The 25,424-nt window shown below is 61.0% G+C and carries 26 protein-coding genes and 1 pseudogene; 4 read left to right on the top strand and 23 right to left on the bottom strand.

The genetic code is table 11. The features are described 5' to 3' along the window. Positions 1–270: 270 nt before the first annotated feature. Positions 271–2,172, bottom strand: coding sequence for a methanol/ethanol family PQQ-dependent dehydrogenase (locus EN943_RS09690; protein WP_127412422.1), 1,902 nt, complete (start codon positions 2,170–2,172; stop codon positions 271–273). 686 nt (positions 2,173–2,858) lie between these two features. On the opposite strand from EN943_RS09690, the gene EN943_RS09695 reads away from it, so the two are divergent. Continuing rightward, positions 2,859–3,212 (top strand): hypothetical protein, encoded by a 354-nt coding sequence (locus EN943_RS09695; RefSeq protein ID WP_127412423.1) that lies wholly within the window; start codon positions 2,859–2,861, stop codon positions 3,210–3,212. 126 nt (positions 3,213–3,338) lie between these two features. Here the strand turns inward: EN943_RS09695 and EN943_RS09700 are convergent, their stop codons facing one another. From EN943_RS09700 to EN943_RS09725, 6 genes are all read right to left on the bottom strand, one after another. Then, a complete protein-coding gene (locus EN943_RS09700) occupies positions 3,339–4,202 on the bottom strand; it encodes a quinoprotein dehydrogenase-associated SoxYZ-like carrier (protein WP_127412424.1) in 864 nt (287 codons plus the stop codon). A 118-nt stretch (positions 4,203–4,320) separates the two neighbouring features. Beyond that, entirely contained in the window at positions 4,321–5,289 is a 969-nt protein-coding gene (locus EN943_RS09705) for a quinoprotein relay system zinc metallohydrolase 2 (RefSeq protein WP_127412425.1), read from the bottom strand. Positions 5,290–5,323: 34 nt separating this feature from the next. After that, entirely contained in the window at positions 5,324–6,064 is a 741-nt protein-coding gene (locus EN943_RS09710) for an ATP-binding cassette domain-containing protein (RefSeq protein ID WP_127412451.1), read from the bottom strand. Beyond that, positions 6,033–6,857, bottom strand: coding sequence for an ABC transporter permease (locus EN943_RS09715; RefSeq protein WP_127412426.1), 825 nt, complete (start codon positions 6,855–6,857; stop codon positions 6,033–6,035). Before EN943_RS09715 ends, EN943_RS09710 begins: the two co-directional genes overlap by 32 nt. Beyond that, positions 6,854–7,840: an ABC transporter substrate-binding protein gene (locus EN943_RS09720; protein WP_127412427.1), complete on the bottom strand. Its 987-nt coding sequence runs from the start codon at positions 7,838–7,840 to the stop codon at positions 6,854–6,856. The genes EN943_RS09715 and EN943_RS09720 overlap by 4 nt, the downstream gene beginning before the upstream one ends. A 33-nt stretch (positions 7,841–7,873) precedes the next feature. Continuing rightward, positions 7,874–8,083 (bottom strand): hypothetical protein, encoded by a 210-nt coding sequence (locus EN943_RS09725; RefSeq protein WP_013532063.1) that lies wholly within the window; start codon positions 8,081–8,083, stop codon positions 7,874–7,876. A 363-nt stretch (positions 8,084–8,446) separates the two neighbouring features. On the opposite strand from EN943_RS09725, the gene EN943_RS09730 reads away from it, so the two are divergent. After that, positions 8,447–8,827: a cytochrome c family protein gene (locus tag EN943_RS09730; RefSeq protein WP_127412428.1), complete on the top strand. Its 381-nt coding sequence runs from the start codon at positions 8,447–8,449 to the stop codon at positions 8,825–8,827. A 47-nt stretch (positions 8,828–8,874) separates the two neighbouring features. Here the strand turns inward: EN943_RS09730 and gph are convergent, their stop codons facing one another. The 10 genes and pseudogenes from gph to EN943_RS09780 all read right to left on the bottom strand — a co-directional run bounded on the left by gph (position 8,875) and on the right by EN943_RS09780 (position 18,852). Further along, positions 8,875–9,576, bottom strand: coding sequence for a phosphoglycolate phosphatase (gph, locus tag EN943_RS09735; protein WP_127412429.1), 702 nt, complete (start codon positions 9,574–9,576; stop codon positions 8,875–8,877). After that, positions 9,573–10,130, bottom strand: a complete 558-nt coding sequence (locus tag EN943_RS09740; RefSeq protein ID WP_127412430.1) for a thioredoxin family protein — start codon at positions 10,128–10,130, stop codon at positions 9,573–9,575. Before EN943_RS09740 ends, gph begins: the two co-directional genes overlap by 4 nt. A 21-nt stretch (positions 10,131–10,151) precedes the next feature. Next, positions 10,152–10,838, bottom strand: a complete 687-nt coding sequence (gene rpe, locus EN943_RS09745; RefSeq protein ID WP_127412431.1) for a ribulose-phosphate 3-epimerase — start codon at positions 10,836–10,838, stop codon at positions 10,152–10,154. A 60-nt stretch (positions 10,839–10,898) separates the two neighbouring features. Then, positions 10,899–11,837, bottom strand: coding sequence for a CbbX protein (cbbX, locus tag EN943_RS09750; RefSeq protein WP_127412432.1), 939 nt, complete (start codon positions 11,835–11,837; stop codon positions 10,899–10,901). Positions 11,838–11,844: 7 nt separating this feature from the next. Beyond that, positions 11,845–12,279, bottom strand: a complete 435-nt coding sequence (locus tag EN943_RS09755; protein WP_013532057.1) for a ribulose bisphosphate carboxylase small subunit — start codon at positions 12,277–12,279, stop codon at positions 11,845–11,847. Between the two features lie 18 nt (positions 12,280–12,297). Next, a complete protein-coding gene (locus EN943_RS09760; RefSeq protein WP_013532056.1) occupies positions 12,298–13,791 on the bottom strand; it encodes a ribulose-bisphosphate carboxylase large subunit in 1,494 nt (497 codons plus the stop codon). Positions 13,792–13,812: 21 nt separating this feature from the next. Then, positions 13,813–14,891, bottom strand: a pseudogene (fba, locus tag EN943_RS09765) (class II fructose-bisphosphate aldolase). 10 nt (positions 14,892–14,901) lie between these two features. Then, positions 14,902–16,914, bottom strand: coding sequence for a transketolase (gene tkt, locus EN943_RS09770; protein WP_127412433.1), 2,013 nt, complete (start codon positions 16,912–16,914; stop codon positions 14,902–14,904). Positions 16,915–16,924: 10 nt separating this feature from the next. Beyond that, positions 16,925–17,797 (bottom strand): phosphoribulokinase, encoded by an 873-nt coding sequence (locus EN943_RS09775; protein ID WP_127412434.1) that lies wholly within the window; start codon positions 17,795–17,797, stop codon positions 16,925–16,927. Positions 17,798–17,805: 8 nt separating this feature from the next. Continuing rightward, positions 17,806–18,852 (bottom strand): class 1 fructose-bisphosphatase, encoded by a 1,047-nt coding sequence (locus tag EN943_RS09780; protein ID WP_127412435.1) that lies wholly within the window; start codon positions 18,850–18,852, stop codon positions 17,806–17,808. Positions 18,853–18,976: 124 nt separating this feature from the next. On the opposite strand from EN943_RS09780, the gene EN943_RS09785 reads away from it, so the two are divergent. Then, the gene (locus tag EN943_RS09785) at positions 18,977–19,915 is read left to right on the top strand and encodes a LysR family transcriptional regulator (RefSeq protein WP_013532051.1); all 939 of its coding nucleotides are present in this window, start codon (positions 18,977–18,979) and stop codon (positions 19,913–19,915) included. Positions 19,916–20,117: 202 nt separating this feature from the next. Beyond that, on the top strand, positions 20,118–20,318 hold the full coding sequence (locus EN943_RS09790) for a hypothetical protein (RefSeq protein ID WP_127412436.1): 201 nt from the start codon (positions 20,118–20,120) through the stop codon (positions 20,316–20,318). Positions 20,319–20,334: 16 nt separating this feature from the next. On the opposite strand, the gene EN943_RS09795 is transcribed toward EN943_RS09790, so the two are convergent. The 6 genes from EN943_RS09795 to EN943_RS09820 are packed head-to-tail and all read right to left on the bottom strand — an operon-like array spanning position 20,335 to position 25,373. Continuing rightward, on the bottom strand, positions 20,335–20,961 hold the full coding sequence (locus tag EN943_RS09795; protein ID WP_127412437.1) for a hypothetical protein: 627 nt from the start codon (positions 20,959–20,961) through the stop codon (positions 20,335–20,337). After that, the gene (locus tag EN943_RS09800; RefSeq protein ID WP_164778138.1) at positions 20,961–21,797 is read right to left on the bottom strand and encodes an ABC transporter permease; all 837 of its coding nucleotides are present in this window, start codon (positions 21,795–21,797) and stop codon (positions 20,961–20,963) included. The genes EN943_RS09795 and EN943_RS09800 overlap by 1 nt, the downstream gene beginning before the upstream one ends. Positions 21,798–21,832: 35 nt before the next feature. Further along, on the bottom strand, positions 21,833–22,621 hold the full coding sequence (locus tag EN943_RS09805) for an ATP-binding cassette domain-containing protein (RefSeq protein WP_127412439.1): 789 nt from the start codon (positions 22,619–22,621) through the stop codon (positions 21,833–21,835). 56 nt (positions 22,622–22,677) lie between these two features. After that, on the bottom strand, positions 22,678–23,121 hold the full coding sequence (locus tag EN943_RS09810) for a hypothetical protein (RefSeq protein ID WP_127412440.1): 444 nt from the start codon (positions 23,119–23,121) through the stop codon (positions 22,678–22,680). A 29-nt stretch (positions 23,122–23,150) separates the two neighbouring features. After that, the gene (locus EN943_RS09815) at positions 23,151–24,122 is read right to left on the bottom strand and encodes a YVTN family beta-propeller repeat protein (RefSeq protein WP_127412441.1); all 972 of its coding nucleotides are present in this window, start codon (positions 24,120–24,122) and stop codon (positions 23,151–23,153) included. A 21-nt stretch (positions 24,123–24,143) separates the two neighbouring features. After that, positions 24,144–25,373 (bottom strand): ABC transporter substrate-binding protein, encoded by a 1,230-nt coding sequence (locus tag EN943_RS09820; protein WP_127412442.1) that lies wholly within the window; start codon positions 25,371–25,373, stop codon positions 24,144–24,146. Positions 25,374–25,424: the final 51 nt, after the last annotated feature.

The raw sequence follows: 25,424 nt of genomic DNA on the forward strand, positions 1-25,424 counted from the left end.
TTTCCATGCTGTCGTCGGCCTGGGCGACGCCTGAGCTTGCCAGAGGCAGCAGAGCCAGGACCAAAGCCGAAATTACAATGCGAACGGACATTCAAACGCTTCCTTCATTTGCCAATGGACACGGTTTTGCTGTCGCGACCGGCATTGATCGGTGTTTTTGGGTGCGCAACTGAATCAAGAGCCCGGCCATGGCTTCCGGATGATCCGGGCTCTCGTTCTTCAAGCCTTTGGTCTCACAAGACCGGAGGCGTGCTCAAGGTTCCCAGCGCATCAATCCGGGAGACCGAAGACGGTGAGCTGACCGCCCAGCGTCGTGTAGTCGGCAAGTGCCGCGTAGCCGCCGACAGCACCCAGGCCAGCTGTACCAACGACAGCGGCTTGGTCGCCTTGCGCGCGGCCCTGATCGACGGCGCCATGCCAGGCAGCGGCGTTGTCAGGCGAAAGCAGGCCGCCTGCCAGGCCGATACCTGCCCAGCCACCTACGCCGGACAGAACGGCGATGTACTGCTTGCCGCCCTGCTCGTAGGTCGTGATGTTGCCGATGATGCCGGACGGGGTCTTGAACTTGTAGAGTTCCTTGCCGTCCTTATCGACCGCCTTGATGTAGCCTTCGAGTGTACCGTAGAAGACGACGTCGCCATCTGTCGCCAACGCGCCCGACCACACCGAGAACTGCTCGGGCTTCGACCAGACGATCTCGCCCTTGGCCGCATCCCAGGCAATGAAGTTGCCCATGTTGCCGTCGCCGCCGGGTGCGGGATACATCGACACGGTGGCGCCAACATAAGGCTGACCGGCGGTGTAGCTCACCTTGTAAGGCTCATAGTCCATGCAGACATGGTTGGTCGGGACATAGAACAGCCCGGTCTTCGGCGAATAGGCCGCCGGCTGCTGGTCCTTCGTTCCAAGCGCCGCCGGGCAGATGCCCGTCGAGTTGGTGTCTTCGCCGTTCTGCTGGGTCGAATATTTCGCCACGACCTGCGGGCGACCATATTGTTCGCTCTTGGGGTCCATGACGACTTCCGTCGCCCAGTTCACGGCCGGATCGTACTTCTTGGCGACGAGAAGGTCGCCGTTGGCGCGATCCATGGTGTAGGCAAAACCATTACGATCGAAATGCACCAGCACGTCGTGCTTGGCGCCGTTGACCTCCATGCCATCGACGAGGATCATCTCGTTGATGCCGTCATAGTCCCATTCGTCATGCGGGGTCATCTGGTAGAGCCATTTGGCAACACCGGTATCCGCATCGCGGGCCATGATCGTCATCGACCAGCGATTGTCGCCGGGGCGTTGGACCGGGTTCCACGTCGAGGGATTGCCGGTGCCATAGTAGACCAGGTTCAGCTTGGGATCATAGGAATACCATCCCCATGTCGTGCCGCCACCGGTCTTCCACTGCTCGCCTTCCCAGGTGTTCGTGCCGGAATCCTTGCCAACCGGCTTGCCGAGTTGCGTGGTCTTTTCGGGATCGATCAGGGTGTCTGCGTCCGGACCTTCCGAATAGGCTTTCCAGGCAAGTTTGCCATCTTTCAGATTGTAGGCGGCCAGCCAGCCGCGAACGCCGAATTCGGCGCCGGATACGCCGATGAGCACCTTGTCCTTGACGACGACGGGGGCAGCCGTACCGGATTCGCCTTTGCCGCCATCGGTCTGGTCGCCGTTCTTGACCGACCAGACGACCTTGCCGGTCTTCGCGTCGAGAGCGACGACCGTGGTGTCTGCCTGATTGAGAATGATCTTGCCGTCACCATAGGCAACGCCGCGATTGACCGTATCGCAACACATGATCGGAATGACGTTGGGATCCTGCTTGGGTTCGTATTTCCAGAGGATCTTCCCGTCATTCTTGAGATCGAGCGCAAAGACATTGTTCGGGAAAGGCGTGTGGACATACATCACATCGCCGATGATAAGCGGTCCACCCTCGTGGCCTCGTAGCACGCCGGTGGAAAAGGTCCACTTGACCTGCAGGTTCTTCACATTGTCCGCAGTAATCTGGTTGAGTTTGGAATAGCGGGTGTTGGCGTAGTCACCCGTCTGCATTGCCCAGTTCTTCGAATCCGAAGCCAGCTTTGCAAGGTCCTCGTTAGCCGACGCCGTAAAGGCCGCGCCGAGCGACAGAAACGCCGCAGTGGTTAGAATATAGGTAGCTTTCGTAAGTACACGCATCCGAATTCCTCCCGAGGTTCATAGTGATGAATCATTTGCTGAGCCCACAAGGGCTTGCCCAAGCGATTCACGGGGGGGAAATATTTCCGGCAGCGTGTCACGACCTAAGCCAGATGTGCAGAGGGCACCGTTACTGCCCACCTCACCTTGGCCTACGAAAGACTGTCGCCGCTCCCTAATGACGGTGACGCCCTTGAAGCCGGAAACAGGGTGAGGCTATGTCATCGCAAAACGCTAGGCAAGCAAAAAAGCCTGGGTGTTTTTTTGCACCGCAATATCGTAAATGATGCGGTGCAATATAAGGAAATAAGTAGGACAGTATTTGTTAGATGAAGTATTCCTGACCGCGAAATAACGATGGGCCGCATAAAATTTGATTATTTTTTGAGTTTTACATTTCACCTAAGTATGGATTTTATTTGGAGGTATTCACTTCGATGTCTCGGCCTGGCCATGTACGCGCCCCACCGGGAATCGATAGTGAGCCAAGCATGAGATGATCGTGGGAGTTGGGGAGTGGAGCGGGCCATGGGGCCGCCATGCGGAACCACCGTCGACCAGCACTGCATTCCTCCTTTGGTCGTATACGGAAGCCATGGGCGCTTGACTGACTCTGCAGCACGTTGCCAACTGCCACGGTGATCCCGATAGGGCGCATCGCGCCCAGGCTAACCGGAGGTTTTCCCGTGATCAGATATGTTGGATTTTCGACTTTGCCGCTGCTCCTTGCCGCGCCGCTGGCCTTCGCAAAACCGGCGGGCGCCGCAGGAGATTACCCGACAGCAACGATTGCCGATTACGTGCTCGGCTGCATGCAGACGAACGGCCAGACACGTCAGGCGCTGGAAAGCTGTTCCTGCTCGATCGACGTCATCGCCTCGATCCTTCCCTACGACCACTATGAGAGAGCCGAGACTTTCAAGAGCATGTCTTTGACCACAGGCGAAAACGCAGGGCTGTTTCGCGAAAGCGCACCGGCGAAGGCAGCCCGTACCGAATTGAAGCGCGCGCAGTCGGAAGCCGACGTGCGCTGCTTTTAGAGCCTGCTCCATCCGCAAGCCGGATGGAGTTCCATCCTTTGTCTGGACAGTATCTTCCCGAAACAAGCTCCGCTTTCGGGATCAAGCTGGCAAGCACCCGGCAGTCCGGCACAAGATATCGAGACTTCAGAGTCCCGCTGTCTCCAGCGGCCACTGATTGCGAAATGTTTTGCCGTCCGTATCGATCGCTTCAACCTGGATTTCGCCATTGCCGTGCACAGTGAAATCGAATCGAAAATTGGGGTCTTCCGAAATCGATATTCCACCTTCCATGGAGAGGATCGGCTGGCCGGCTTGGGAGATCGACAGTTTCTGGACAAAATGCGCCGGTATGAAATACTGGGTCAGCGGATCCCGTTGCAGCCCCGAATTGTTAGGGTGCCGGATCATCAACTGCAGTTCCTCGGTCTTGGTCATCGTCTCTTTGGGCGGGAACTGGCGCAGCTTCATCTGACCCATCGTCGCGTTGGCCTCGTCCTGGTTCTTGACCGCAGGGGCGGAGCATCCGCCTGACGCCTTGACGAAGGTCTGCGACATATGGAGTTGGCCGCCCTGCGTCTCGGCGATGGCACGCAGATAGGAATAGTCGTTGACGCGCACCCGCGTCGACAGATGCGTCACGCCGGCATCCTTGCCGAGCTGGAACGTCGCCGCCACCGGTGCAGGGTTGGCGTCGATGATCAGGGTAACGGATTTGATGCCGTCCGGCGCCTTGGCTGGATCGAGATAGATGTCGACGGGCACGATGGCGGCATCCTGCGCCCGCTTCGGCGCTTCGATCCTGACGACGCCGGTATCGACCAGAATTACCCGATCGCCAAACACGTCGCCCTTCAAGTCATGCCAGATCCTGTCCGAGGACGCGGTTGTTTGCTGTGCGTTGGCGACTCCCGAGGAGCCGAGCAACGTGCCGATGGTCAAGATGATCGCGGCGAAAACGGATGCGAGCGGCAAGGCGAGCTGCCGGCTCGAGTAAGCGTGATTTTGCATTTCGATGCCTCCACCAATGCAAGAGAGGTGGTGCCCAGGCTGGCGTTGAGGATAAGCCTTTGGCGACGCCTTGGCAAATCGCCGCGCCTTACAGCTGCCTGGCGCATGTCGGCGTCGTCTATTCCCATTCGAGTTCGGCAAATGCGGCCGTTGCGTTGCGCTCGTTGTAATCGTCGAACAGGTGCCAATTATCCCGTTCGCTTTCGCCTGCGGTTTTGACTGCTTCGCGCAGCGGCGTTCCGTCGGCGATCGCCTTGCGGATATCGCGCGCCAGAATCTCGAAATAGCGTCGCTCCCCCGCCAGCGCCTGTGGCCAGTCGGCCGTTACAGGACCATGACCTGGAACGACGCGCGCGGCGCCGATCGCGGCGAGCACATCCATCTGGCGGAGCCATCCAAGCAGTGATCCGTCGAGCGTCGGCAAGGAGCCCATGAACACGAGATCGCCGGCAAAGAGCGTTCTGGTCGCGGTATCGAATACGGTCAGGTCGTTGTCGGTGTGCGCCGCCTTCCATGCCCGCAGTTCGATCATGCGCCCGCCGAGGTCGAGTTGCAGGTGATCGTCGACCAGCATGGTCGGAGACACGATCTCGACCCCCTCCATCAGCGCCTCGCCAAGCTGTTCGCGGTAGTTGTGCAGATAGAACGTGCCACGCGCGTCGAGGGCGCGCGGCAGATTGCGGTGACCGACGATGGTCGCGCCGATCTCCCGGAATGCCGCATTGCCGAAGATGTGGTCGGGGTGCATGTGGGTGTTGACCAGGAAGCGAACCGGCTTTGCTGTTACCTTTCCGATCGCGGCGAGAAGGGCGTGCGCCTCGATCAGGCTGCCACCGCTGTCGATGACGGCAACCGCATCGGCGCCGACGACGGCGCCCAGATTGCAGATCGCACCGTCATTGGCGGCGGTCATCAATTCATCCGCGCCCTGGAAGGCGAAGACGCCGTCGGCGATTTGCCTGACCGAGAACCGAGAACTGCCGCCTGCGGCCAGAACGGCTCGTCCGAGGCAGCACGGCAGCAAGGCGGCGCTGGCGGCGGTACAGGCGAAGCCACTTACAAGCCTGCGTCTTAGCCGATCAATCATGAAGGTCTCCGATATGCATTTCACCTGCAGGCGATCAGGTGACGTCCGGAAATCTGTGATGCAACGACCGCAGAAGATCGCTCATCACCTGCGAATTGCGATGTTGCCGTGGCAACCGTACGTCGAACACGCCGAGCACATGGGTTGGCCGCGGCGCGAGCACGATGATGCGGTCCGACAGCATCAGTGCCTCGCGTAGATTGTGCGTCACCATCAAGGCGGTCGTTGGCCGTGCCGACCACACGGTCAAAAGCAGATGCCGAAGCCGCTCGGCGGTCTGTTCGTCGAGCGAGACAAAGGGTTCGTCCAGGAAAAGCACCGCCGGCTCGGTGGCGAAAGCCCTGGCAAGTGCTGCCCTGCGCGCAAGGCCAAGCGACAGTTCGGCAGGATAGAGCGAGCGCATGCCGGCGAGGCCGAGCGTGTCGAACAGCCCGTCGAGTTTTTTCGCTCTCAAGCTTTTCGGCAACGCCAGCCTGACATTCTGCTCCACCGTTCGCCACGGCAGCAGGGTCGGTTCCTGGAAAACGGCGGCGATGCGGTTCGACCCTCCTTGCGGCAACTGGAAGGAGCCGGAAAAGTCTTTGTCCAAGCCAAGCAGGATACGCAGCGTCGTGGTTTTGCCGCAGCCCGACGGTCCGAGCAAGCAGGCAAATTCGCCTTGCCGGACCTCGAAGGAAAGGTCCTGAAGCGCCGTGATCGAGACGCCTCGCGCGGACCTGAAGGTCTTTTCGGCGATGTCGACCTTAAGCGGGACGACGGCGCCAACGGGTTGCATGTCGTTCAACGGGCTGCACCAGGAGAAGTTCAATGACAAGCATCACGGCCACGAAAGCCAGCGTGTAGGCAAGAATGGCGGCGACGTCGAAGAGCTGGAAATAGAGATGGATCTGGAAGCCGACACCGTTCGAGCGGCCGAGCAGTTCGACGACCAGGACGATCTTCCAGATGAGGGAGATGCCGGATCGCGACGCGGCGGCAAGATAGGGCTGCAATTGCGGCAGCAGGATATGGCGGATTCGATCGAGACGGCCGAAGCGATAGACGGTGGCCATTTCGGCGTAACTTGGATCAAGCGTCCTGGCGCCTTCACGCATCGTCACCACGACATTCGGAATTTTGTTCACCGCCACCGCGCCGATCGCCGCCGCCTCGTTGAGGCCGAACCAGATGTAGCCGAGGACGATGACCACCAGCGCCGGGATGTTGAGGAACAGGATCACCCACGGGTTGAAAAAACGGTCGACGCGACGATAGCTGCCGAGCAAAACGCCGATGATGGATCCGATGATCATTGCGACGATATACGCCGCGGCGACCCGGCCGAGGGTCACGCTGAGATGGTAAAAGAGGTCGCCGTTCGCAGCCTCCTTGAGAAGCACCTGCCAGACCTGCGCAGGTCCTGGAAAGGCACGGCTTGGCCAGACGCTTGCCGCAAGGTTCCACAGCAGGCAAAGCGCGAGCAGGGAAACCGCTACGGTCAGCGGGGGCACCAGCGCCGTCGCCAGGCTGCGTCGGCCGGACATGCTCGGCGGGGCATCACGCGTGCCGTCGGTTCCCAATGCGGTCATTTCCGGGGTTCCTGCCAGAACGTGCCGGGCGCCATTTCCGGCGCGCTGCCGACAAGCTTCGCGCCGCCGACCGACGCAAGCACATGGTATAGCCTGCCGGCGTCGGCCGCTTCCTCGGCGACCGACCGTCTGGGAATGCCCTGGCGGTAGCGATCGCGCAGTTGTGCCAGTTCCTTGCCTTCCGCGCGAATGATCGGCGCCAGGCGCAGCCATTCGTCATCGGATCTGGCCAGCAAGTCCTTGGCTTGCGCGGACGCCCTCACGAAACCCCTGACGGCATCGGGGTTCTCGCTCGCCCATTGGTCATGGAAGACGTAACCGAGCGCCGACACGGGTCCCAGAGCCCCAAGCGCTTTTGCCGCGTCATTCACGCCGATCAATCGACGGAAGCCATTGGCCTCGAGACGGGCGCAAAAATGCCAGAAATTCAGCACTGCATCGAGTTCGCCCTGTATCGCCTTTTCCGAAATCAGCGGCGGCGCGCCAAAGACGATGTCGCTGGTTGCCGACAGGTCGACGCCGAGATCGCGCCTGGTCAGCGCTTGTATCAGCAGCCAACTCTTGTCGAGCGGGCCGCCGGCGACGCCGATCTTCTTGTTCTTGAGATCGGCGACCGTCCGGATCGGCGAACCCTCCTTCACCATGATCGCCCCCACGGCGGTGGAATAGGGGGTCAATGTGAGGTCGCCGCCTTCGGAGCGCTGACGCGAGACCCATAGCCAGTCGGAGACGATCATATCGATCGCGCCAGCCAGCATCGCGACGTTGGTTGCATCCTCGCCGGCGAAGTCGATGATCTCCAGATCGATCCCGTTCGCGGCATCGAACTTGTGCTGCCGTAGCGTATCGAGTTCCCAACTCACAGTTCCAAACTTCAGCACACCGAGGCGAATCCTGGCTGCCGCAACGGCCGGCTTGGTAGCAAGAACAGCGGCTGTCCCGAGGACCGCCAGACGCAGCGTCATGCGCCGTGAAACCATCATGACACCTCCTCCCCAGGGTTCCGCACTGCCAAATCAGATGGCTCGTTCCTTGCTCGGAAATGCGCATTTCCAGCGCATGACCTTGAGGGTCGGGTGTTCTTGAGACCATTTCGCGATTTCGCTGGGGGCAAGGAACATGCATTGGAACAGAGTGCCGCGGCTCTCGAAATAGAGATGTTCATCTCGGCAATTGCTCGGATTGGCGCTGAGGCAAACCGTCAATATGAGATCGACCATGTCCATTCAGCACCTCTTGCGCGTTCCCAAACGCCCATCTCGGCGAGTCCAGCCCAACCAGGAGCCAGGACAAAATCACCACTCGCCGGATTTCTCGAGGTGCCAATGGAGAAACCGGAATGAGGTCAAGCTACGCGCTCGCCCGGTAGCCGTCAACAAAGACGAATGGACAGGGCCCTTGAGCACCCAGGCCCCTAAACCTTTGTACGGTTGACTTTCACAACATGCCAATTAGCTTCCGAGTCACGCGGCGCGGCTCCACGGGAGAAGCGGAATTTCCACTCCACCGCGTAAGGCGCATACCGACGGATCAAAGGATCGGCGTGCGCAAATCGTCCAGGGCACCCAGACGATCAATGAGGAAATGCCATGCGCGCAATCGCATTTTTCGCAGTCATGTCCGTTGTGCCCTTCATCGCGAGCCAATCCCAGGCACAGGATGCGGCGGCGGGTGAGAAGGTCTTCGCCAAATGCAAGGTCTGCCATGTCGCCGACCAGGACAAGAACAAGGTCGGCCCGTCGTTGAACGGCGTCATCGGCCGAACGGCCGGCACGCACCCGGGGTTCAGCTATTCTCAGGCGATGGTCGCGGCAGGCAAGTCCGGCGTCAAATGGGATGAACCCACGCTGAAGACTTACCTTCACGATCCCAAGGCCATGGTCAAAGGAACAAAGATGGCGTTTGTCGGCCTCAAACAGGAGGAAGACATTGCCAATGTCATCGCCTATCTGAAGCAATTCTCGAAATAGCGCGCCGCCGGCCGTTCGAACTTGCGTTCGGCCGGCGTTCGCCTCGATCACGCATCGGCTTGCAGCCTCTGCATTGCCGAAGGCAGATCGAAAAGGCTCTCGCAAACAAGGTCGGCGCCAAGCTCTTCCACCGGAATGTGGCTGTAGCCGCCGCGCAACAGAATGACGGCCATGCCGGCGGCGCGTGCGGCCCCCAGGTCAGCACCACTGTCTCCGACCAGCAGCGCGTCACCCGGGTCGACGCCAAGCTGTGCCAACGCCAGCAGCAGGGCATCGGGCGCCGGTTTCAGGTATGTCACCGCGTCTCCGCCAACGATCGCACCGAAATATTCCGTCAATCCGAAATGAAGCAGGATTTCGCGGGTCGCCAACTGCGGTTTGTTGGTTGCCACTCCCATGCTTACTCCGCCCAAATGAAAGTGCGTGAGAGCCTCCCTGACGCCAGGCATCAGCCTTGTCAGGCCTGTCAGATGCCGGCGGTAGATAGGCGCCATGACGCGGTTTGCCTCATCGAGAGCGTTGCCGAGCAGTGGCGCTCCCGACGCCGCGAAGGCTCGCTCGATCAATTTCCTGACACCGCCGCCGATCATGGCCTTGACCCGATCCAGGCGCAGCGGCGGCAGATCGCGGCTGGCCAGCAACTCGTTGACGGCGGCCGCTATGTCCGGTGCCGAGTCGACCAGCGTGCCGTCGAGGTCGAACAGGATCGCCTTCGGCGATCGAAGCGGCCTACCTGCGCCGACGTTCATGCGGCATCCTTCCATTTGATCGAGCAGCCGATCGAGGCGATCTGGTCCAGCGGCCCGTCGCCGGTTCGGGCAACCTGCTTCATCGCCTCGAACAGATCGCGTCTCAGCCCGGGCGCTCCGGCTTCTCGTCGCGAGGCGTCCAGCCGACCGCGATATTGCAATCCCAACTCGCTGTTGAACCCGAAGAAATCGGGAGTGCACACGGCAGCGTAATCGCGCGCCGCAGTTTGGTGCTGGTCGTGTAGGTAAGGGAAGCCGAAGCCGTTCGTCGTGGCGAAGAGCTTCATCTGGTCGAAGGAATCCGCCGGGTAGGTGTCGGCATCGTTCGAGTTGATCGCGACAAAGCCGATACCTTCGGCCTTGAGGTCGTTGGCATCGCGCACGATACGTGAAATCACCGCCTTCACGTAAGGGCAGTGATTGCAGATGAAGGCCACGACCAGGCCGTTCGGGCCGGCCTGGCTGAAGATCGAATGCGACCTGCCGTCGACGCCGGGCAAAACGGCATCGATGGCGGGCCAGCCAAAATCGCAGACAGGGGGGACGGCCGCCATGCTTGCCTCCGATGGAATGGTTTACGCGGCTTTCCGGATCGCACCGTCGGCCGCCTGTCGAATGGCTCCAATGTTGGCGCGATAGGCTGCCTCGGTGCCCCCCTTGAACACGGCCGACCCGGCGACCAGAACATTGGCACCGGCCGCGGCGACCAGCGGGGCGGTTTCGGCCGTGACGCCGCCATCGATTTCGATGTCAATCGGGCGGTGGCCAACCAGTGCCTTGATTCTCCTGATTTTCTCGATGATCGCGGAGATGAAGGCCTGGCCGCCGAAACCTGGATTGACCGTCATCAGAAGCACCAGGTCGAGCCTGTCGAGCACATATTCGATGACGTTCTCCGGCGTCGAAGGGTTCAACGATACGCCGGCCTTCTTGCCGAGATTTTTGATCGCCTGCAGGGAACGATCGAGATGCGGCCCTGCCTCTGCATGCACCGTGATGATGTCGCAGCCGGCGTCGGCGAAGGCAGCCAGATAGGCGTCGGCCGGCGCGATCATCAGATGGCAGTCGAAGATTTTGTCCGTTCGGTCGCGGATCGCCTTGATCACCGGCGGACCGAAGGTGATGTTGGGCACGAAGTGGCCGTCCATCACGTCGAGATGGATCCAGTCGGCACCCGCCCGCACGACAGTTTCGACCTCGTCGCCGAGCCGCGAGAAATCCGCGGAAAGCACGGAGGGTGCGATGATTGTCCTGGTGACCATGGTCGTCGTCTCCAATCCTGTCTGCGGGTGTTGGTCGCTGCGCCAGCCGGCTTCATCCTGTCAGCGCATCTTCGTCTCCGGTTCGCCTTCGAGTTTCCCTTCGGCGAACACGCGGCTGCCGCGGATGTCGGATTCCTCGATGGTGATAAGATCGGCTTTGGTCAACACCCGGCTGCGCGATGCGAAAAGCCGGTTGGCCTGCCGCAGCCGCGCCCGGTCGAGCCCATTGCGGACCGAACGCGCGTTGGAAAAATGCGGCAGCCTCATGCGGATCGGGAGATACTCTTCGAGCGCACGGGATGCCGCCTCGCTGAGGCAATAATTCTGCTCCGCGAGCATGATCTCGGCGATCGATTTCAGTTCGCTGACACCGTAGTCGGGGAAATCGAGATGGTGGGCGATGCGCGAACGCATGCCGGGGTTGCTGTCGAAGAAGCGGTCCATCTTGTTCTTGTAGCCGGCAAGGATCACAACCAGATCGTCACGGTTGTTCTCCATGCATTGCAGCAGGATTTCGATCGATTCCTGGCCGTAGTCGCGTTCGTTCTCGGGCTTGTAGAGATAGTAGGCCTCGTCGATGAAAAGCACGCCGCCCATGGCACGCTTGATCACCTCGCGGGTCTTGGGCGCGGTGTGGCCCACATACTGGCCGACGAGATCGTCGCGCGTCACGGCGACCATGTGGCCTTCGCGGACATAGCCCAGACGATGCAGGATTTCGGCCATCCTCAGCGCCACGGTGGTCTTTCCGGTGCCGGGATTTCCCGTAAAGTTCATGTGCAGCGTCGGGGCGCCCGAGGTCAGCCCGAACTTGCGGCGAAGCCGGTCGACCAGGAGGAGAGCGGCGATCTCGCGGATGCGGGTCTTCACCGGCTTCAGGCCGACGAGTTCTCGGTCGAGCCTGTCCATCACCTCATCGATGTTGGACGCCTCGAACTCGGCCTGCAGATCAACCGTCGCTTCCTGTGCGGCAGCGTCCTTGGTCATCGCGTTCAGCATGGTTCGGCTAGCTCCGCTCGCCTTCGGGCCTGTCGGTCGCATAAGGCACGATCGAATAACCCTGGCTGCGGCCGTCGCGCTCCTGGCGCAGCAGCCGGAACCCGGGTTCGCTAGGAGGCCGGTTGACAATGAACGACATGCGCGGCGCTTCCCAGCCTTTGGTCGAATCGAAGGCGGTTACCCGCACATACATGTTCGGACAGGCTTTCCGGCAAGCATTGACCTCGAGCAGTATGCCCGCCGGATCTTTCAAGTCGAACATCGGGTTGCCGTACATTTCCCAATAGGTATTTCGCGGATGCGGATCGTCCGTGTACTCGACGCTGACCGCCCAATGGTTCTTCAGCGCGTATTTGATCTGCGCCGAAATCTGCTCGTCGGTCAGGTCGGGCAGGAACGAGAACTGCCCCTGTGTGACCTTGTTTCCCGGATTGGTCATCATGACGACGGTTCCTTTCGTCTAGAAGCTGGGCGTTGCGGTTGGCACGAAGTCGGCCGTGTCGGTCGATTCGTAGTTGAAGGTGACGTCCTTCCAGGTCTCCAGGGCAGCCTTCAGCGGCGTGCACCATCTGGCCGCCTGTTCGAGGATCTTGGTCCCTTCGCGCAAATAATCGCGCCCCTCGTTGCGGGCCAGGATCATCGCTTCCAAGGCGACGCGATTGGCCGTCGCGCCTGCTTGGATACCGTCCGGATGGCCGATCGTGCCGCCGCCGAACTGCAGGATGACGTCCTCGCCGAGATAGTGGATCAACTGGTGCATCTGGCCGGCATGGATGCCGCCCGAGGCAACGGGCATCACCTTGTTGAGCGAGGCCCATTCCTGATCGAAGAACAGCCCGGTTTCGAGGTTCTGAGGCGTGCGCTCCTCGCGCAGCGTGTCATAAAATCCCTTGATCATGAGCGGGTCGCCTTCCAGCTTGCCGACCACCGTGCCGGCATGGATATGATCGACGCCGGCCATGCGCATCCATTTGCAGATGACGCGGAAATTCATGCCGTGGTTCTTCTGGCGCGAATAGGTCGAGTTGCCGGCACGGTGCAGGTGCAAGATCATGTCGTTGCGGCGTGCCCACTTGGCCATCGACTGGATCGCCGTGTAGCCGATGACCAGATCGATCATCACAATGCAGGAGCCAAGTTGCTTGGCGAATTCGGCGCGCTCGTACATCTCCTCCATCGTGCCGGCGGTGACGTTGAGATAATGGCCCTTGACCTCGCCGGTGGCGGCCGACGCCTTGTTCACGGCCTCCATGCAGTAGAGGAAGCGGTCGCGCCAATGCATGAAGGGCTGCGAGTTGATGTTCTCGTCGTCCTTGACGAAATCGAGGCCGCCCTTCAGCGCTTCGTAAACGACGCGGCCGTAATTGCGGCCCGACAGACCGAGCTTCGGCTTCGTCGTCGCGCCGAGCAGCGGCCGGCCGAATTTGTCGAGCCGCTCACGCTCCACCACGATGCCGGTCGCCGGCCCTTGGAAGGTTTTGAGATATGCCACCGGGATACGCATGTCTTCCAGCCGCAGCGCCTTGACTGCCTTGAAGCCGAACACATTGCCGATGATCGATGCGGTCAGGTTGGCGATCGAGCCCGGCTCGAACAGGTCGAGGTCGTAGGCGATGTAGGCGAAGTACTGTTGCTCGGTCTTGGTTCCGGGGCCGGTGTTCGGCACCGGCTCGGATCTGAACGCCTTGGCGCGATAGAGCTCGCAAGCCGTCAGCCGGTCGGTCCACACCACGGTCCACGTCGCGGTGGAGGATTCACCGGCGATGGCGGCCGCCGCCTCCTCGTGGTCGACACCGGGTTGCGGCGTGATCCGGAACATGGCGATCAGATCAGTTTCCTTGGGCCTGTAGTCAGGCTCCCAGTAGCCCATCTTCTTGTAGGGGATGACCCCTGACTTGTAGCGTTCCTTGCCTTCCTTGAGCGTCCCCGCTGGCAGTATGTCGATCTTGTTCATGACAGGTCTCCTGTTTGTTGCTCAGGCGGCTTTCGCGGTTGCGATTTGGGGGTCGAGTTTTCCCCCGGCGTAACGTTTCGCCATCTCGTCCATGGCGATGACCTTGATCTTCGAGGCGTTGGACGCCGTACCGAAACGCTCGAAGCGGTCCCGGCAAAGGTCGCGCAAGGCATCCATGGCGGGCTTCAGGAATTTGCGGGGATCGAACTCGCGCGGGTCTTCCGTCGCGACGCGGCGGAACTGCCCGGCCATGGCCATGCGGCAATCGGTGTCGATGTTGACCTGCGCACGCCGTAGCGGATGCCCCGCTCGATCTCCTCGACCGGGACGCCAAAAGTCTGGGGCATCTCGCCGCCATATCTGTTGATGATGTCCTGCAACTCCTGCGGCACAGAGGAAGAGCCGTGCATGACCAGATGCGTGTTGGGCAGCTTCTCGTGGATAGCCTCGATCACCTGCATGGCCAGGATGTCGCCGTCCGGCTTGCGGGTGAATTTGTAGGCGCCGTGCGAAGTGCCGCAGGCAATCGCCAGCGCGTCGACCTGGGTTGCAGTCACAAAGTCGACCGCCTGATCGGGATCGGTCAGGAGTTGGTCGTGGGAGAGCGCGCCCTCGGCGCCGTGGCCATCCTCGGCCTCGCCTTGGCCGGTTTCCAGCGAGCCGAGCACGCCCAGTTCGCCTTCGACGGAAGCGCCGACCCAATGCGCCATACGTGCGACGCGTTCGGTTATGGCGACGTTGTAGTCGTAGCTTGCCGGCGTCTTGGCGTCCGCCATCAAGGATCCGTCCATCATCACCGAGGTGAAGCCGTGGCGGATCGCGGAAAGGCAGGTGGCCTCGCTGTTGCCGTGGTCTTGATGGATGCATAGTGGGATGGCCGGGTGGATTTCGGTCAGCGCCTCCATCATCTTGGCCAGCATGATGTCGTTGGCATAGGTCCGGGCGCCACGCGAAGCCTGGATGATGACAGGCGCGTCGCAGGCCTTGGCCGCTTCCATGATGGCGAGGCCCTGTTCCATGTTGTTGATGTTGAATGCCGGTACGCCGTAGCCGTGCTCGGCGGCATGGTCGAGAAGCTGGCGAAGGGTGATGCGAGCCATTTGAATCCTCCTAGATGATGAGCTTCAGCGCCGCTGCAGCAACCGCTTCGGACGTGATGTTGAAATGCCGGTAGAGGTCGGGGGCAGGGGCGCTGGCGCCGAAGCCGGTCATGTCGACGAAAGCGCCGGTCTCGCCGATCCAGCGGTCCCAGCCCAGCCGGGCTGCCGCTTCGACCGCGACGCGCGGCGCCGAGCCGAGGACGGCCTTGCGGGTGGCGCTTTCCTGCTCCTCGAAAAGCTCCCAGCACGGCATCGAGACGACGGCGGCGGCGACGCCATGCTCGGTCTCCAGCCTTTCGGCGGCAGCAACCGCGATCTCGACCTCCGAGCCGGTGGCGATCAAGGTGACGGCGCGGTGCTTTGCCGGCTCGCGCAGGATGTAAGCGCCCTGGCAGGAGCGGTTCTCGCCGCTGTGCGCCTGACGCAGCATCGGCAGGTTCTGGCGCGACAGCACCAGGACGCTCGGCCGATCCTTGCTCTTTAGCGCGAGTTCCCAGCACTCCGCCGTTTCGATGATATCCGCCGGGCGGAAGACGTTGAGATTAGGCGTGGCACGCAGCATCGCAAGGTGCTCGACCGGCTGGTGCGTCGGGCCGTCCTCGCCGAGGCCGATGGAATCGTGTGTCATCACATAGATGACGCGTTGGCCCATGAGCGCCGAGAGCCGCATCGCGCCGCGCGCATAGTCGGCGAAGCACAGGAACGTACCGCCATAGGGCACGAAACCTCCATGCAGCGCGATGCCGTTCATGGCGGCCGCCATGCCGTGCTCACGAATGCCGTAGTGAATGTAGCGGCCGGCATAGTCACTCGGCGCAATGCGGTTCATGCCCTTGGTGATCGTCAGATTCGAGTGCGTCAGATCGGCCGAGCCGCCGACGGTCAATTCCGTTGCGCCGTTGATGGCCTCCAGCGCCATTTCAGAGGCTTTTCGCGTCGCCACCTTGGTTGCCTTCTCGACATGTTCGCGACGAAAGGCTTCGAGCGCGTCGAAGACCGTGTCGGGCAGTTCGGCGGCGACGGCGTTTTCAAAAGCCTCGCGCCGCGGCGAGGCGGCAAGCCGCTGCTCCCAGCCGCGCCGCATCGCTTCGCCGCGACCGGCAATCTCGCGCCAGGCGAAAAGGATATCATCCGGCACCTCGAACGGCGCGTGCGCCCAGCCGATGTTTTCGCGCGTCGCGGCGATCTCTGCTTCACCCAGCGGTGCGCCGTGCGTCTTCTCCGAACCGCCGAGATTGGGGGCACCCATGCCGATCACCGTGCGGCAGGCAATCAGCGATGGCCGATCCGACCGCCGCGCCGCCTCGATTGCCGCGGCGACTGCCTCCATGTCGTGGCCGGCGACGCTTTGGACATCCCAGCCGGCGGCCTTGAAGCGCGCCGGCTGGTCCATCGACGTGGAGAGGGAGGTCGGCCCGTCAATGGAAATCGCATTGTCGTCCCAAAAGACGATCAGGCGGGAAAGCTTCAGGTGACCAGCGAGGTCTATCGCCTCGTGGCTGATGCCCTCTTGGAGGCAGCCGTCGCCCGCAATCACATAGGTATGATGATCGACCAGATCGGCACCATGGCGGGCGGCAAGCATGCGTTCCGCCAGCGCCATGCCGACCGCCGTGGAAATGCCTTGTCCGAGCGGTCCGGTGGTGGTCTCCACGCCAAGCGCATGGCCGTATTCCGGATGTCCGGCGGTGCGGCTGCCCAACTGCCGAAATCGCTGCAATTCCTCGATCTGCATGTCTTCATAGCCGAGCAGATGATGCAGCGCGTATTGCAGCATCGAGCCGTGGCCTGCTGAAAGCACGAAACGGTCACGGTCGGGCCACTCCGGCCTCGACGGATCGATATTGATGAAGCGGTTGAACAGCACCGTTGCGACATCGGCCATGCCCATCGGCATGCCGGGGTGACCTGAATTCGCCTTTTGGACGCTGTCCATCGCCAGCGCGCGAATGGCGTTCGCCATGTCGCGCTCCGAGACGGGAGCGGTTGTGGTGACGGGCTTCAGTGCTGTTTGGCTTGTCATTGCATCCTCCTCACGACACACGGCTCTTGCGTTCAACCAATTGCAGGATGAGCGGCGTCAGGATCAGCTGCATGGCAAGATCGAGCTTGTTGCCTGGCACCACGATGGAATTTGGCCGCGACATGAACGAGTCGTGGATCATCGACAGCAGATAGGGAAAATCGATGCCGCGCGGATTGGCGAAGCGGATAACCAGCATCGATTCGTCGGGCGTCGGAATCCAGCGCGCGATAAACGGGTTGGACGTGTCGACGATCGGCACGCGCTGGAAGTTGATGGCGGTCTGCGAGAATTGCGGGACAATGTAGCGGACATAGTCGGGCATCCGGCGCAGGATCACGTCCATCACCGCCTCGGTGGAATAGCCGCGTGTCGAACGGTCGCGATGGATCTTCTGGATCCATTCGAGATTGATGACCGGCACGACGCCGATCTTGAGATCCGCATGCTTGGCCAAATTGATCGTGTCGGTGACGACACAGCCGTGCAGCCCCTCGTAGAAGAGCAGGTCGCTGGGAGCGAATTCGCGCCATTCGGTAAAGGTTCCCGGTGGCGTGCCGTGCTGCTTTTCCTCTTCCTCATCATGAATGTAGGTGCGGGTCTTGCCCGTTCCGCGGCGGCCATATTCCGCGAACACCTCTTCGAGAATTCCGAGTTCGTTGGCCGCGGCATTGAAATGGGTGAAGTTCGGGTTGCCGGCCTTTTCCTCTTCTGCCACCTTTGCCTTCATCGCCGCGCGGTCGTAGCGGTGGAATGCGTCGCCCTCGATGAAAGCGGCCTCGATGTTCTCGCGCCGGAAAATCAGATCGAAGATGCGCTTGACCGAGGTCGTGCCGGCGCCCGACGACCCGGTGATGGTGATGATGGGGTGCTTGGCTGACATGGTGCTGCTCAGGCTCTGAACAGGCCGCGGCGGCTGAACAGCGGCGCACGCTCACCGATGTTGCTCGGCTCTGTGTGGTAGCGGGTGATGCGCGCGACTTCCCGCGCCGACCCGAAGATCATCGGCACGCGCTGATGCAGGCTCTCGGGTTCGATTTCCAGGATGCGGGTGATCGCGTCGGTGGCGGCACCACCAGCCTGTTCTATGAGATAGGCGATCGGGTTGGCCTCGTAGACGAGGCGCAGCCGTCCCTGACCATAGCCCTTGCGCCGATCGCCGGGGTAGAGAAAAACGCCGCCGCGCATCAATATGCGGTAACAGTCGGCGACCAGAGAGGCGATCCAGCGCATGTTGAAATCCTTCTCGCGCGGTCCTTCGGTACCCTCCAGGCAGTCGTCGACGTAGAGCCGCACAGCCTCGTCCCAGTGCCGGTAGTTGGCGGCGTTGATGGCGAACTCCTGAGTGCGTTGCGGAATGATCCGACTTTCATAGGCCTGGACGAAGGTGCCGAGCCTTGTCGAGAAGACGAAGACATGCGTGCCGCTGCCGAGCGACAGGACGAGTGCCAGCTGCGGCCCATAGATGAAGAAACCGGCGCCTAGCTGGTTCACGCCCGCCTGCAAGAAAGAGGCGGCCGGATCAGCGTCCGGCGCGCCAGTTGCGGTCAGGAGCGAGAAGATCGTTCCGATCGACACGTTGGTGTCGATGTTGGAAGAGCCGTCGAGCGGGTCGATCGCAATGGCCAGTGGCGCTTGCCTGTCGAGCAGGACCGGCTGCTCCAGCTCCTCGGAGGCGTAAAGCGCGACCGGCGCACGGCGCATGGCGTCGAGGAAGATGTCGTCGGAGAAGACGTCGAGATCCTTCTGAACGTCGCCGTCGGCATTGGCGCCACGGGTTTCGGCAAAGGCGGCGCCGAGCACCCCTTGGTTGATGGTGTTGCGGACCTTGACGGCGGCCTGTGTCAACTGACGGACGGTCGTCACGACTGCCGAGCGGAATTCGTCAGGTTGGCCGAGATAGGAGTTCAGAAAAGCATCGAGCGTTGCCGCTGGCATCGTAACCTCCCGGTCCGGCCGCATCTCCTCGGAGCGGCTGGACTGGAGGAATGGAAGCAAAGGTCGATAGATAAGTAAAATTCAATAACTTTACCGACTCACTAAAAATAATTTAGTATGCGGCATGAGGAACCTTACGCTCAAGCATTTCAAGACCGTCCAGGCAATCATCAAGTGCGGCAAAATTGTCAGCGCGGCCAAGATGTTAGGTCTGTCTCCTCCAGCGCTGACGATCCAACTGCGGCAAGTGGAGGAAGAATTCCAGCTGGCTCTGTTCGACCGAACATCGGACGGCATGCGTCCCACTGCCGCAGGTCTGGCTTTCGTCGAGACAGCGCAGGTTATCGAGGAGCATCTCGGTTTGCTCGAAGACAAGATGGATGCCATCAAGGGCGTGCGCACCGGCAGCTTGAGGCTCGGCGTCGTCTCCACAGCCAAATATTTCGCGCCACGGCTGATGGCTGCGTTCATGAAGGACCATCCCGACATCGACATGCGGCTTGCCATCGGCAATCGTGCCCAGACGATCGACAACCTCAGGAACCACGACATCGATATCGCGCTGATGGGGCGTCCGGCGAAAGAGGTTCCGGTGCGTGCTTCGGTCTTCGGTGATCACCCGCTGGTCATCATCGCGCCGCCCGACCATCCCTTGGTGGCGGCACGCGATATCTCCAAGGAGCGGATCGCGGAGGAGCATTTCCTTATTCGCGAGCCCGGCTCCGGAACCCGCATCTCGTTGGAAATATTCCTGAGCGACGTGCCTGGGCGCATCGACGACCTCGGTGTCGAGATGGCCTCGAACGAAACGATCAAGCAGGCGGTGATGGCTGGTCTGGGCATCGCCTTCATCTCTGCCCACACCATCGCTGCGGAAACCGAAGCAGGCCGGCTTGTCATCCTCGACGTTGTCGGCATGCCGATCCGCCGGCAATGGTTCTCGGTGATGCGAACCGATCACGCAATCTCGCCGGCGATGGCTACGTTCAACGATTTCCTGATGCGCAAGGGCGCGATGTACCTGCCCCTTTTCGGAAAGCTGTATCCAGACAAGGCGGGATGACATTGCACGAACGCTACGGATGAAAGTCCGGTGGAGAACGCCCGCGATCGTTGGTGATATATAAGCGATATATTATGTTGCAGTGCGAAAGAGCGGGGGCCGCGTCCTTTCACACCCGTAGGCGATCTGTATGTGCAACCCCTGCAGACTGTTCGGAAACCTCCCGGGTAGGGATTCGGGAATTCGATGGGGAAAAGGGGTAATGCTTTATACACTCGTTATGATGGTCTGCCTGACGGATGTACCGCGGACCTGCGAACAACGCGAACAGATGGTAGACGGTCTGGCGATGAATCCCGGGACTGCCTTCATGCAGGCGCAGCCGCTGGTGGCGAGGTGGATCGAGACGCATCCCGATTATTTCGTGCAGCGCTGGCGTGTGCTGCCTGGCAGGGAGTCATGAGACAGGCGGCCAAGGTCTATTTCTTCACGACGAGCGTTTCCGAGACAGTCTTCGACAACTGGTAAAGCCGCTGCTCGATTATCGTCGGCACATCGCAGACATAAGTCAGCGACTGGACGCGTTCGTGGAAAATTCGCGTCGCGAAATTCAGCTGGTCGGTTCGCCGTTCGACATCGTCCGGATCTGCATCGGCCTTGGCGCGCAGCGCGTCAACTTCGGATGCTTCCTTGCGCAACTGTGCCGCCATTTCCAGCTGTTTGTGGGCATAGCGGGAGATGCCGGAGATCACGTGCGAACGCTCGGCGTCCATGTGATCGAACATTCCCTGCACCAGCATCGTCATTTTTGGTGCGACCTGCTCGGGCGGCAGGGAAGTCGCGAAATCCTTGATCTCCTTCTGGGCTTCGGCAATTGGCGTCCGCCGGGCCGCCACCGCATCGACAAGCGCCGACACGCCGGGATCCTTCGCCCAATCCTTCGCGGTCGCAGGAAGCTCCGGCCCATTCCAGATCTGGCCAAGCGAGAGCTGTGGCACCTTACGCTGTATGCAGGGCCAGTCGGGATCGGTGTTTGCCGCGCCGGCGCCCCCCGAGGCAAGCGTGGCGACCAGAACCAGAGTGTGAGCAAGCCTCATTCGCGCCATCAGGCGTTTCCTCCCATGTCCTGTTTGCGGATCACCAAACCGCGCGAAGGGTCGTATGCGATGATGGCGCCGCCCAGAAACAGCAGCGTGCAGCCGGCGACGACGCCCAGCGACAGCCATTCGATCTGCCCGTAGAAGGCAAAGCGGATCAGTTCGACGGCATAGGTGAACGGGTTGCAGAGGCAGATCTTGTAGAGCAGGGGGCTCGCCTCCTGGATGCGCCACAAGGGATACAGCGCCGGAGACGCGAAATAGCCGGGAAAGATGACAAAGTTCATGATGCCGGCGAAGTTTTCGAGCTGTTTGATCAGCGAAGACAAGAGCATGCCGAGCGCGCAAAGCATCATGCCCGACAGGAACAATGCCGGCAGCACGTAGAGGTAGCCGAGTGGCGGCGCCTTGACGCCCCAAAACCAGGCAACGACCAGGAACGCGTAGACCTGCACGATGGATACGGCCACACCGGCCAGCATCTTCGACACCAGCAGGAACCAGCGCGGAAACGGGCTGACCAGCAGGATGCGCATGTTGCCCATCTCGCGGTCGTAGACCATCGACAGCGAAGACTGCATGCCGGAAAACAGCAGGATCATGCCGCAAAGGCCCGGTGTGATATAGACCTCGTAGAGCACATAGGTCTTGTAGGGCGGGATGATCGACACGCCGAGCACCTGGCGAAAGCCGGCGGCGAAGATGAACAGCCAGACGAGCGGCCGGACCAGTGAGGAAATGAAGCGTTCGCGCTGGTGCAGGAAGCGCAGGCACTCGCGCAGGACGACACCTTTCAGGCAAATGAGATAGTGGCGCAGGCCGAATGGCTCAGACCGCACCGGCATGATGCCGGCGACCTTTCCGGGCATCGCGGGAGCGCTCATGGTGACGTCTCCGCCATGCCCGCCGCATCGACGCGGCTGAGCTTCGAAAAGGTTTCGCGAATCGAATTTCCGCCGTTCGCACGGATCACATCCGACACCTTGCCGCTCGCGACCAGGTCACCCCGCCGCAGTATGACGACATGGTCGGCGTCTTCGACTTCGTCGATCAGATGCGTGGCCCAGAGCACGCCGATGCCCTCTGCCTGGACGAGCTTGCGGATGGTGGCGAGGATGCCCGCGCGAGACTCGATGTCGAGGCCGACGGTCGCCTCGTCAAGCAGGAGCAGGGAAGGTCGGTGAAGCAGCGCCCTGGCGATTTCGATGCGCCGCATCTGACCGCCGGAGAGGCTGCGTGCCTTGTCATGCTGGCGGCCCTGCATGTCGACCGTTTCAAGCAGCGCGGCAATGCGCTGGCGAGCTTCACGCCCGCCAATGCCATGCAGCGAGGCGTGGTAGGAGAGATTCTGGTAGACGCTGAGGTCGAGGTCGAGCGTGCGTGCCTGGAACACGATGCCGACCCGTCTGAGCGCTTCGCCGGATGCGCGGCGAATGTCATGGCCGAAAATGCGGATCGATCCGCGACGCGTGTCGTAGAGGTGGCTTATCAGTGAGAACAGCGTTGTCTTGCCGGCCCCGTTGAGGCCGAGCAGAACGGTGAAAGTCGCCGGCGCGATCGAGAAGGAGACGTCGTTGAGCGCCCGCTTCTGGCCATAGGAATGGCTGACGGCACCGACATCGAGCGCCGCCACCTCGTCTCCCGGTCCGCTTGTCCTCATGTGCTGCATGCCGGGTCGCTCCTTCAGGACGCGTTGGCTATCTGGCGCCCTGATCGCCTTTTGTCTCACTTGATCGTAATCTTGCCCTTCAGTCCCTTGTCGGCGAGGTCGGGAACCGACCAGGTATATTCGCCCGGGCGAACGGTATGGAACTGTACCTGGATCGTTCCCGCATCGTCGAATTCCAGCCAGGCTGGTCCGCCGTCCATATGCACTTCCAAATCGTTGATGACGATCTGGTCCATCCAGACATTGCGGAAGAGGTCGGTCACGAACTTGTATTCGAAACCGCCTTTGGAGGTGATCTTCCAGCGATAGCCCTGGCCTGCGATCAGCTCGAAGTCCTTCTGATTGACGGCATAGGTGGAATCGGACGAACCGATAATCAATTCCGGCAGGTTCTTGCTGGCACGCGACGGTTTTGGCGTTGCATCGTCGGCGTTTGCTCCGATCGGAGCAAGGACAAATCCGGCGAGTGCGGCGAAGAAAAATCTGCGGCAAAGTTTCATGTCTTGAGCCTCCCGATGATCAATGTCTGCTATTTGGGCGAAATGACCACACCCCAGGGCTGCTGGCCCACGGTGAGCGATTGGACCGGCTCGTCGGTGGCGGTGTCGATGAAGGTGATATCGTTGGAATTGCCATTCGTGGTGATCAGCGTTTTCTGGTCTGGCGTGAAGGCCAGATGCCAGACGCGCTGGCCGACGAGGATGTATTTCTCCACCTCGTAGGTGTCGGTATTGATCACCGCGACATGATTCGCGGGGCCGAGCGCGACATAGGCTTTTTTGCCATCGGCGCTGATGGCGATGCCTACCGGCTGGATGGTTTCGGCCCGCAGTCCCTGAATCGCGAACTGGATCTTCTTCACCACTTCGCGTTTGGCGTTGTCGATGACGCTGACGGTGCCGCCGACCTCGGCGCTGACCCAGACCTGCGAGCCGTCGGGCTTGAATTCGGCGAAGCGCGGGCGCGTGTCGACCAGCACGTTGTCGGTCACCTCATGCGTGCCGGTGTCGATGAAATGCGCCATGCTGGTGGTTTCCGAAGTATTGACCATGGTCTTGCCATCGGGACTGACACCCATGCCTTCCGGTTCCACGCCGACTGGAATCTCGGCCAGTACCTGCTTGCTTTCGACATCGATGGCGGTGACGAGATTATCGTCCTCATTGGCGACATAAAGCGTCTTGCCGTCAGGCGAGAGCACGAACAATTCGGGATCGGGACCGGATGGCAGCGTGCCCACGACTTCAAGTGTCGCGGTATCGATGATTTGGACCGTATCGTCATCGCTGGCGCATAGATAGACGAATTTGCCGTCATGCGAGATGGTGATGCCGCGCGGCCTCTGGCCGACTTCGACGGTCTTCACCACCTGCATCGTCGCCGTGTCGACGACGGTCATCGTGTTGTCTTTCTCGTTGGAAACGTAGGCCGTATAGGCCGATGCCGGGCTGGCTGTCAGGCCGGCCGCGAGAATGGCGAATGCGCAAGCTCGTTTCTGCACGCAAATTCCTCCCGATTGACTCTACTTGAGAGCGCATTTCGTTTCCGGCTGATCGACACCGAGCGTGTCGAGTTCGGAGACCTGGTGAAGATAGCCCTCTTGTGGCGATGTCGAGACGACCGACTTGGTGTCGCCAAGCAGGATCGGCTGGCGAAGCTGGAGGTTCCATTTGCGGAAGGTCAGCTTCTGCCCCTTGAAAGCAGCAACCGAAAAATCGTTAGAGCGCATGTAGTCGCTGATCTTTTTCGCATCGTCGCCCTTGGTGCGCGTGGTCGCCTCGCCGACGGCACGCACCGCCGTCCAGGCCGACATGTCCTTGGAGAGCATCCGCCGGCTCGTCGTCTTCAGGAAGCGGCTCTGCATCTGGATGCCGCCCCATTGTTCGCTGGCGGGATGCCACGACGATGCAACCAGACCGGCCGTGCCGGCGACCAGCCGTGGCGTCCAGGTGCGATAGGGCACGTAGGTGCCGAAAACCTCGCTTTCGTCGGCGACAAGCACCACGTCATGCTCCGGCAGGTCTTGCGTGAACACGGAAATCTGCTGCTGTATCTGCGTGGCGCCGGTGTCGGTGCGCCTGGCTGTGCCGGTATCCTTGAATTCCTTCTCGGCGACGATTTGGCCGCCGAAGCGGGTTGCCGCACGGCGCAACGCATCGGCGTAGAGATGATCCTGCTCATGCGATCCATAGAGCAGCACCCAATTCGGCCACTTCTTCACCATGAGATACTGCGCCAGCGCATCGGCTAGCATGCTGCGCGTCGGCGCGATATGGAAAACGTTGATGCGGCAGTCTTCCTCGCGAAGGCTGTCGTCGGTAGCGCCGACGTTGAGGATCAGCACGCCTTTGTCGCGGGCGATGTCGGCGATCGACAGCAATTGTTTGGCTGAAAGATCGGCGACCACATAGCGGTCGCCCTCGGCGATCATGCCTTCGAATGCCTGAACCGCGTCGCCGTCGGGCTTGATCTCGGTCACGTCGAGGCTGAATTTCTGGTTGGTGAACTTTCCGGTCGTGTTGTTGTCGCCGATCGCCACCTCGGCGCCGGCGACACCTTCGTCACGTGGCGGCAGGTCGAGCATGGAAAGCGTCAATTGCGGTGCGTAGGCCCGCAAATAGCCTATCTTGATTTCAGTTGTCTTTTTTTCCGGCTTCGCCACCGTTTCCTGGCCTGTCGCGTCGGAAACGTTGACGGTCAGGGAAAAAAAGCACAAAAAGGCAGCGAGAGTGCCTGGCACCGCGCTCGTCATCGATAGTAATTACCCATTCTTGCGCAAAGGTCTGACGGTTGCCGGACCCGC

The organism is Mesorhizobium sp. M7A.F.Ca.US.006.01.1.1, assembly GCF_003997935.1.
Taxonomy (GTDB): Bacteria; Pseudomonadota; Alphaproteobacteria; order Rhizobiales; family Rhizobiaceae; genus Mesorhizobium.

Coding starts and splice junctions, on each gene's coding strand:
- EN943_RS09690 (WP_127412422.1), bottom strand. CDS start 2,172: ATGCGTGTACTTACGAAAGCTACCTATATTCTAACCACTGCGGCGTTT.
- EN943_RS09700 (WP_127412424.1), bottom strand. CDS start 4,202: ATGCAAAATCACGCTTACTCGAGCCGGCAGCTCGCCTTGCCGCTCGCA.
- EN943_RS09705 (WP_127412425.1), bottom strand. CDS start 5,289: ATGATTGATCGGCTAAGACGCAGGCTTGTAAGTGGCTTCGCCTGTACC.
- EN943_RS09710 (WP_127412451.1), bottom strand. CDS start 6,064: ATGCAACCCGTTGGCGCCGTCGTCCCGCTTAAGGTCGACATCGCCGAA.
- EN943_RS09715 (WP_127412426.1), bottom strand. CDS start 6,857: ATGACCGCATTGGGAACCGACGGCACGCGTGATGCCCCGCCGAGCATG.
- EN943_RS09720 (WP_127412427.1), bottom strand. CDS start 7,840: ATGATGGTTTCACGGCGCATGACGCTGCGTCTGGCGGTCCTCGGGACA.
- EN943_RS09725 (WP_013532063.1), bottom strand. CDS start 8,083: ATGGACATGGTCGATCTCATATTGACGGTTTGCCTCAGCGCCAATCCG.
- EN943_RS09730 (WP_127412428.1), top strand. CDS start 8,447: ATGCGCGCAATCGCATTTTTCGCAGTCATGTCCGTTGTGCCCTTCATC.
- gph (WP_127412429.1), bottom strand. CDS start 9,576: ATGAACGTCGGCGCAGGTAGGCCGCTTCGATCGCCGAAGGCGATCCTG.
- EN943_RS09740 (WP_127412430.1), bottom strand. CDS start 10,130: ATGGCGGCCGTCCCCCCTGTCTGCGATTTTGGCTGGCCCGCCATCGAT.
- rpe (WP_127412431.1), bottom strand. CDS start 10,838: ATGGTCACCAGGACAATCATCGCACCCTCCGTGCTTTCCGCGGATTTC.
- cbbX (WP_127412432.1), bottom strand. CDS start 11,837: ATGCTGAACGCGATGACCAAGGACGCTGCCGCACAGGAAGCGACGGTT.
- EN943_RS09755 (WP_013532057.1), bottom strand. CDS start 12,279: ATGATGACCAATCCGGGAAACAAGGTCACACAGGGGCAGTTCTCGTTC.
- EN943_RS09760 (WP_013532056.1), bottom strand. CDS start 13,791: ATGAACAAGATCGACATACTGCCAGCGGGGACGCTCAAGGAAGGCAAG.
- tkt (WP_127412433.1), bottom strand. CDS start 16,914: ATGACAAGCCAAACAGCACTGAAGCCCGTCACCACAACCGCTCCCGTC.
- EN943_RS09775 (WP_127412434.1), bottom strand. CDS start 17,797: ATGTCAGCCAAGCACCCCATCATCACCATCACCGGGTCGTCGGGCGCC.
- EN943_RS09780 (WP_127412435.1), bottom strand. CDS start 18,852: ATGCCAGCGGCAACGCTCGATGCTTTTCTGAACTCCTATCTCGGCCAA.
- EN943_RS09785 (WP_013532051.1), top strand. CDS start 18,977: ATGAGGAACCTTACGCTCAAGCATTTCAAGACCGTCCAGGCAATCATC.
- EN943_RS09790 (WP_127412436.1), top strand. CDS start 20,118: ATGCTTTATACACTCGTTATGATGGTCTGCCTGACGGATGTACCGCGG.
- EN943_RS09795 (WP_127412437.1), bottom strand. CDS start 20,961: ATGGCGCGAATGAGGCTTGCTCACACTCTGGTTCTGGTCGCCACGCTT.
- EN943_RS09800 (WP_164778138.1), bottom strand. CDS start 21,797: ATGCCGGTGCGGTCTGAGCCATTCGGCCTGCGCCACTATCTCATTTGC.
- EN943_RS09805 (WP_127412439.1), bottom strand. CDS start 22,621: ATGCAGCACATGAGGACAAGCGGACCGGGAGACGAGGTGGCGGCGCTC.
- EN943_RS09810 (WP_127412440.1), bottom strand. CDS start 23,121: ATGAAACTTTGCCGCAGATTTTTCTTCGCCGCACTCGCCGGATTTGTC.
- EN943_RS09820 (WP_127412442.1), bottom strand. CDS start 25,373: ATGACGAGCGCGGTGCCAGGCACTCTCGCTGCCTTTTTGTGCTTTTTT.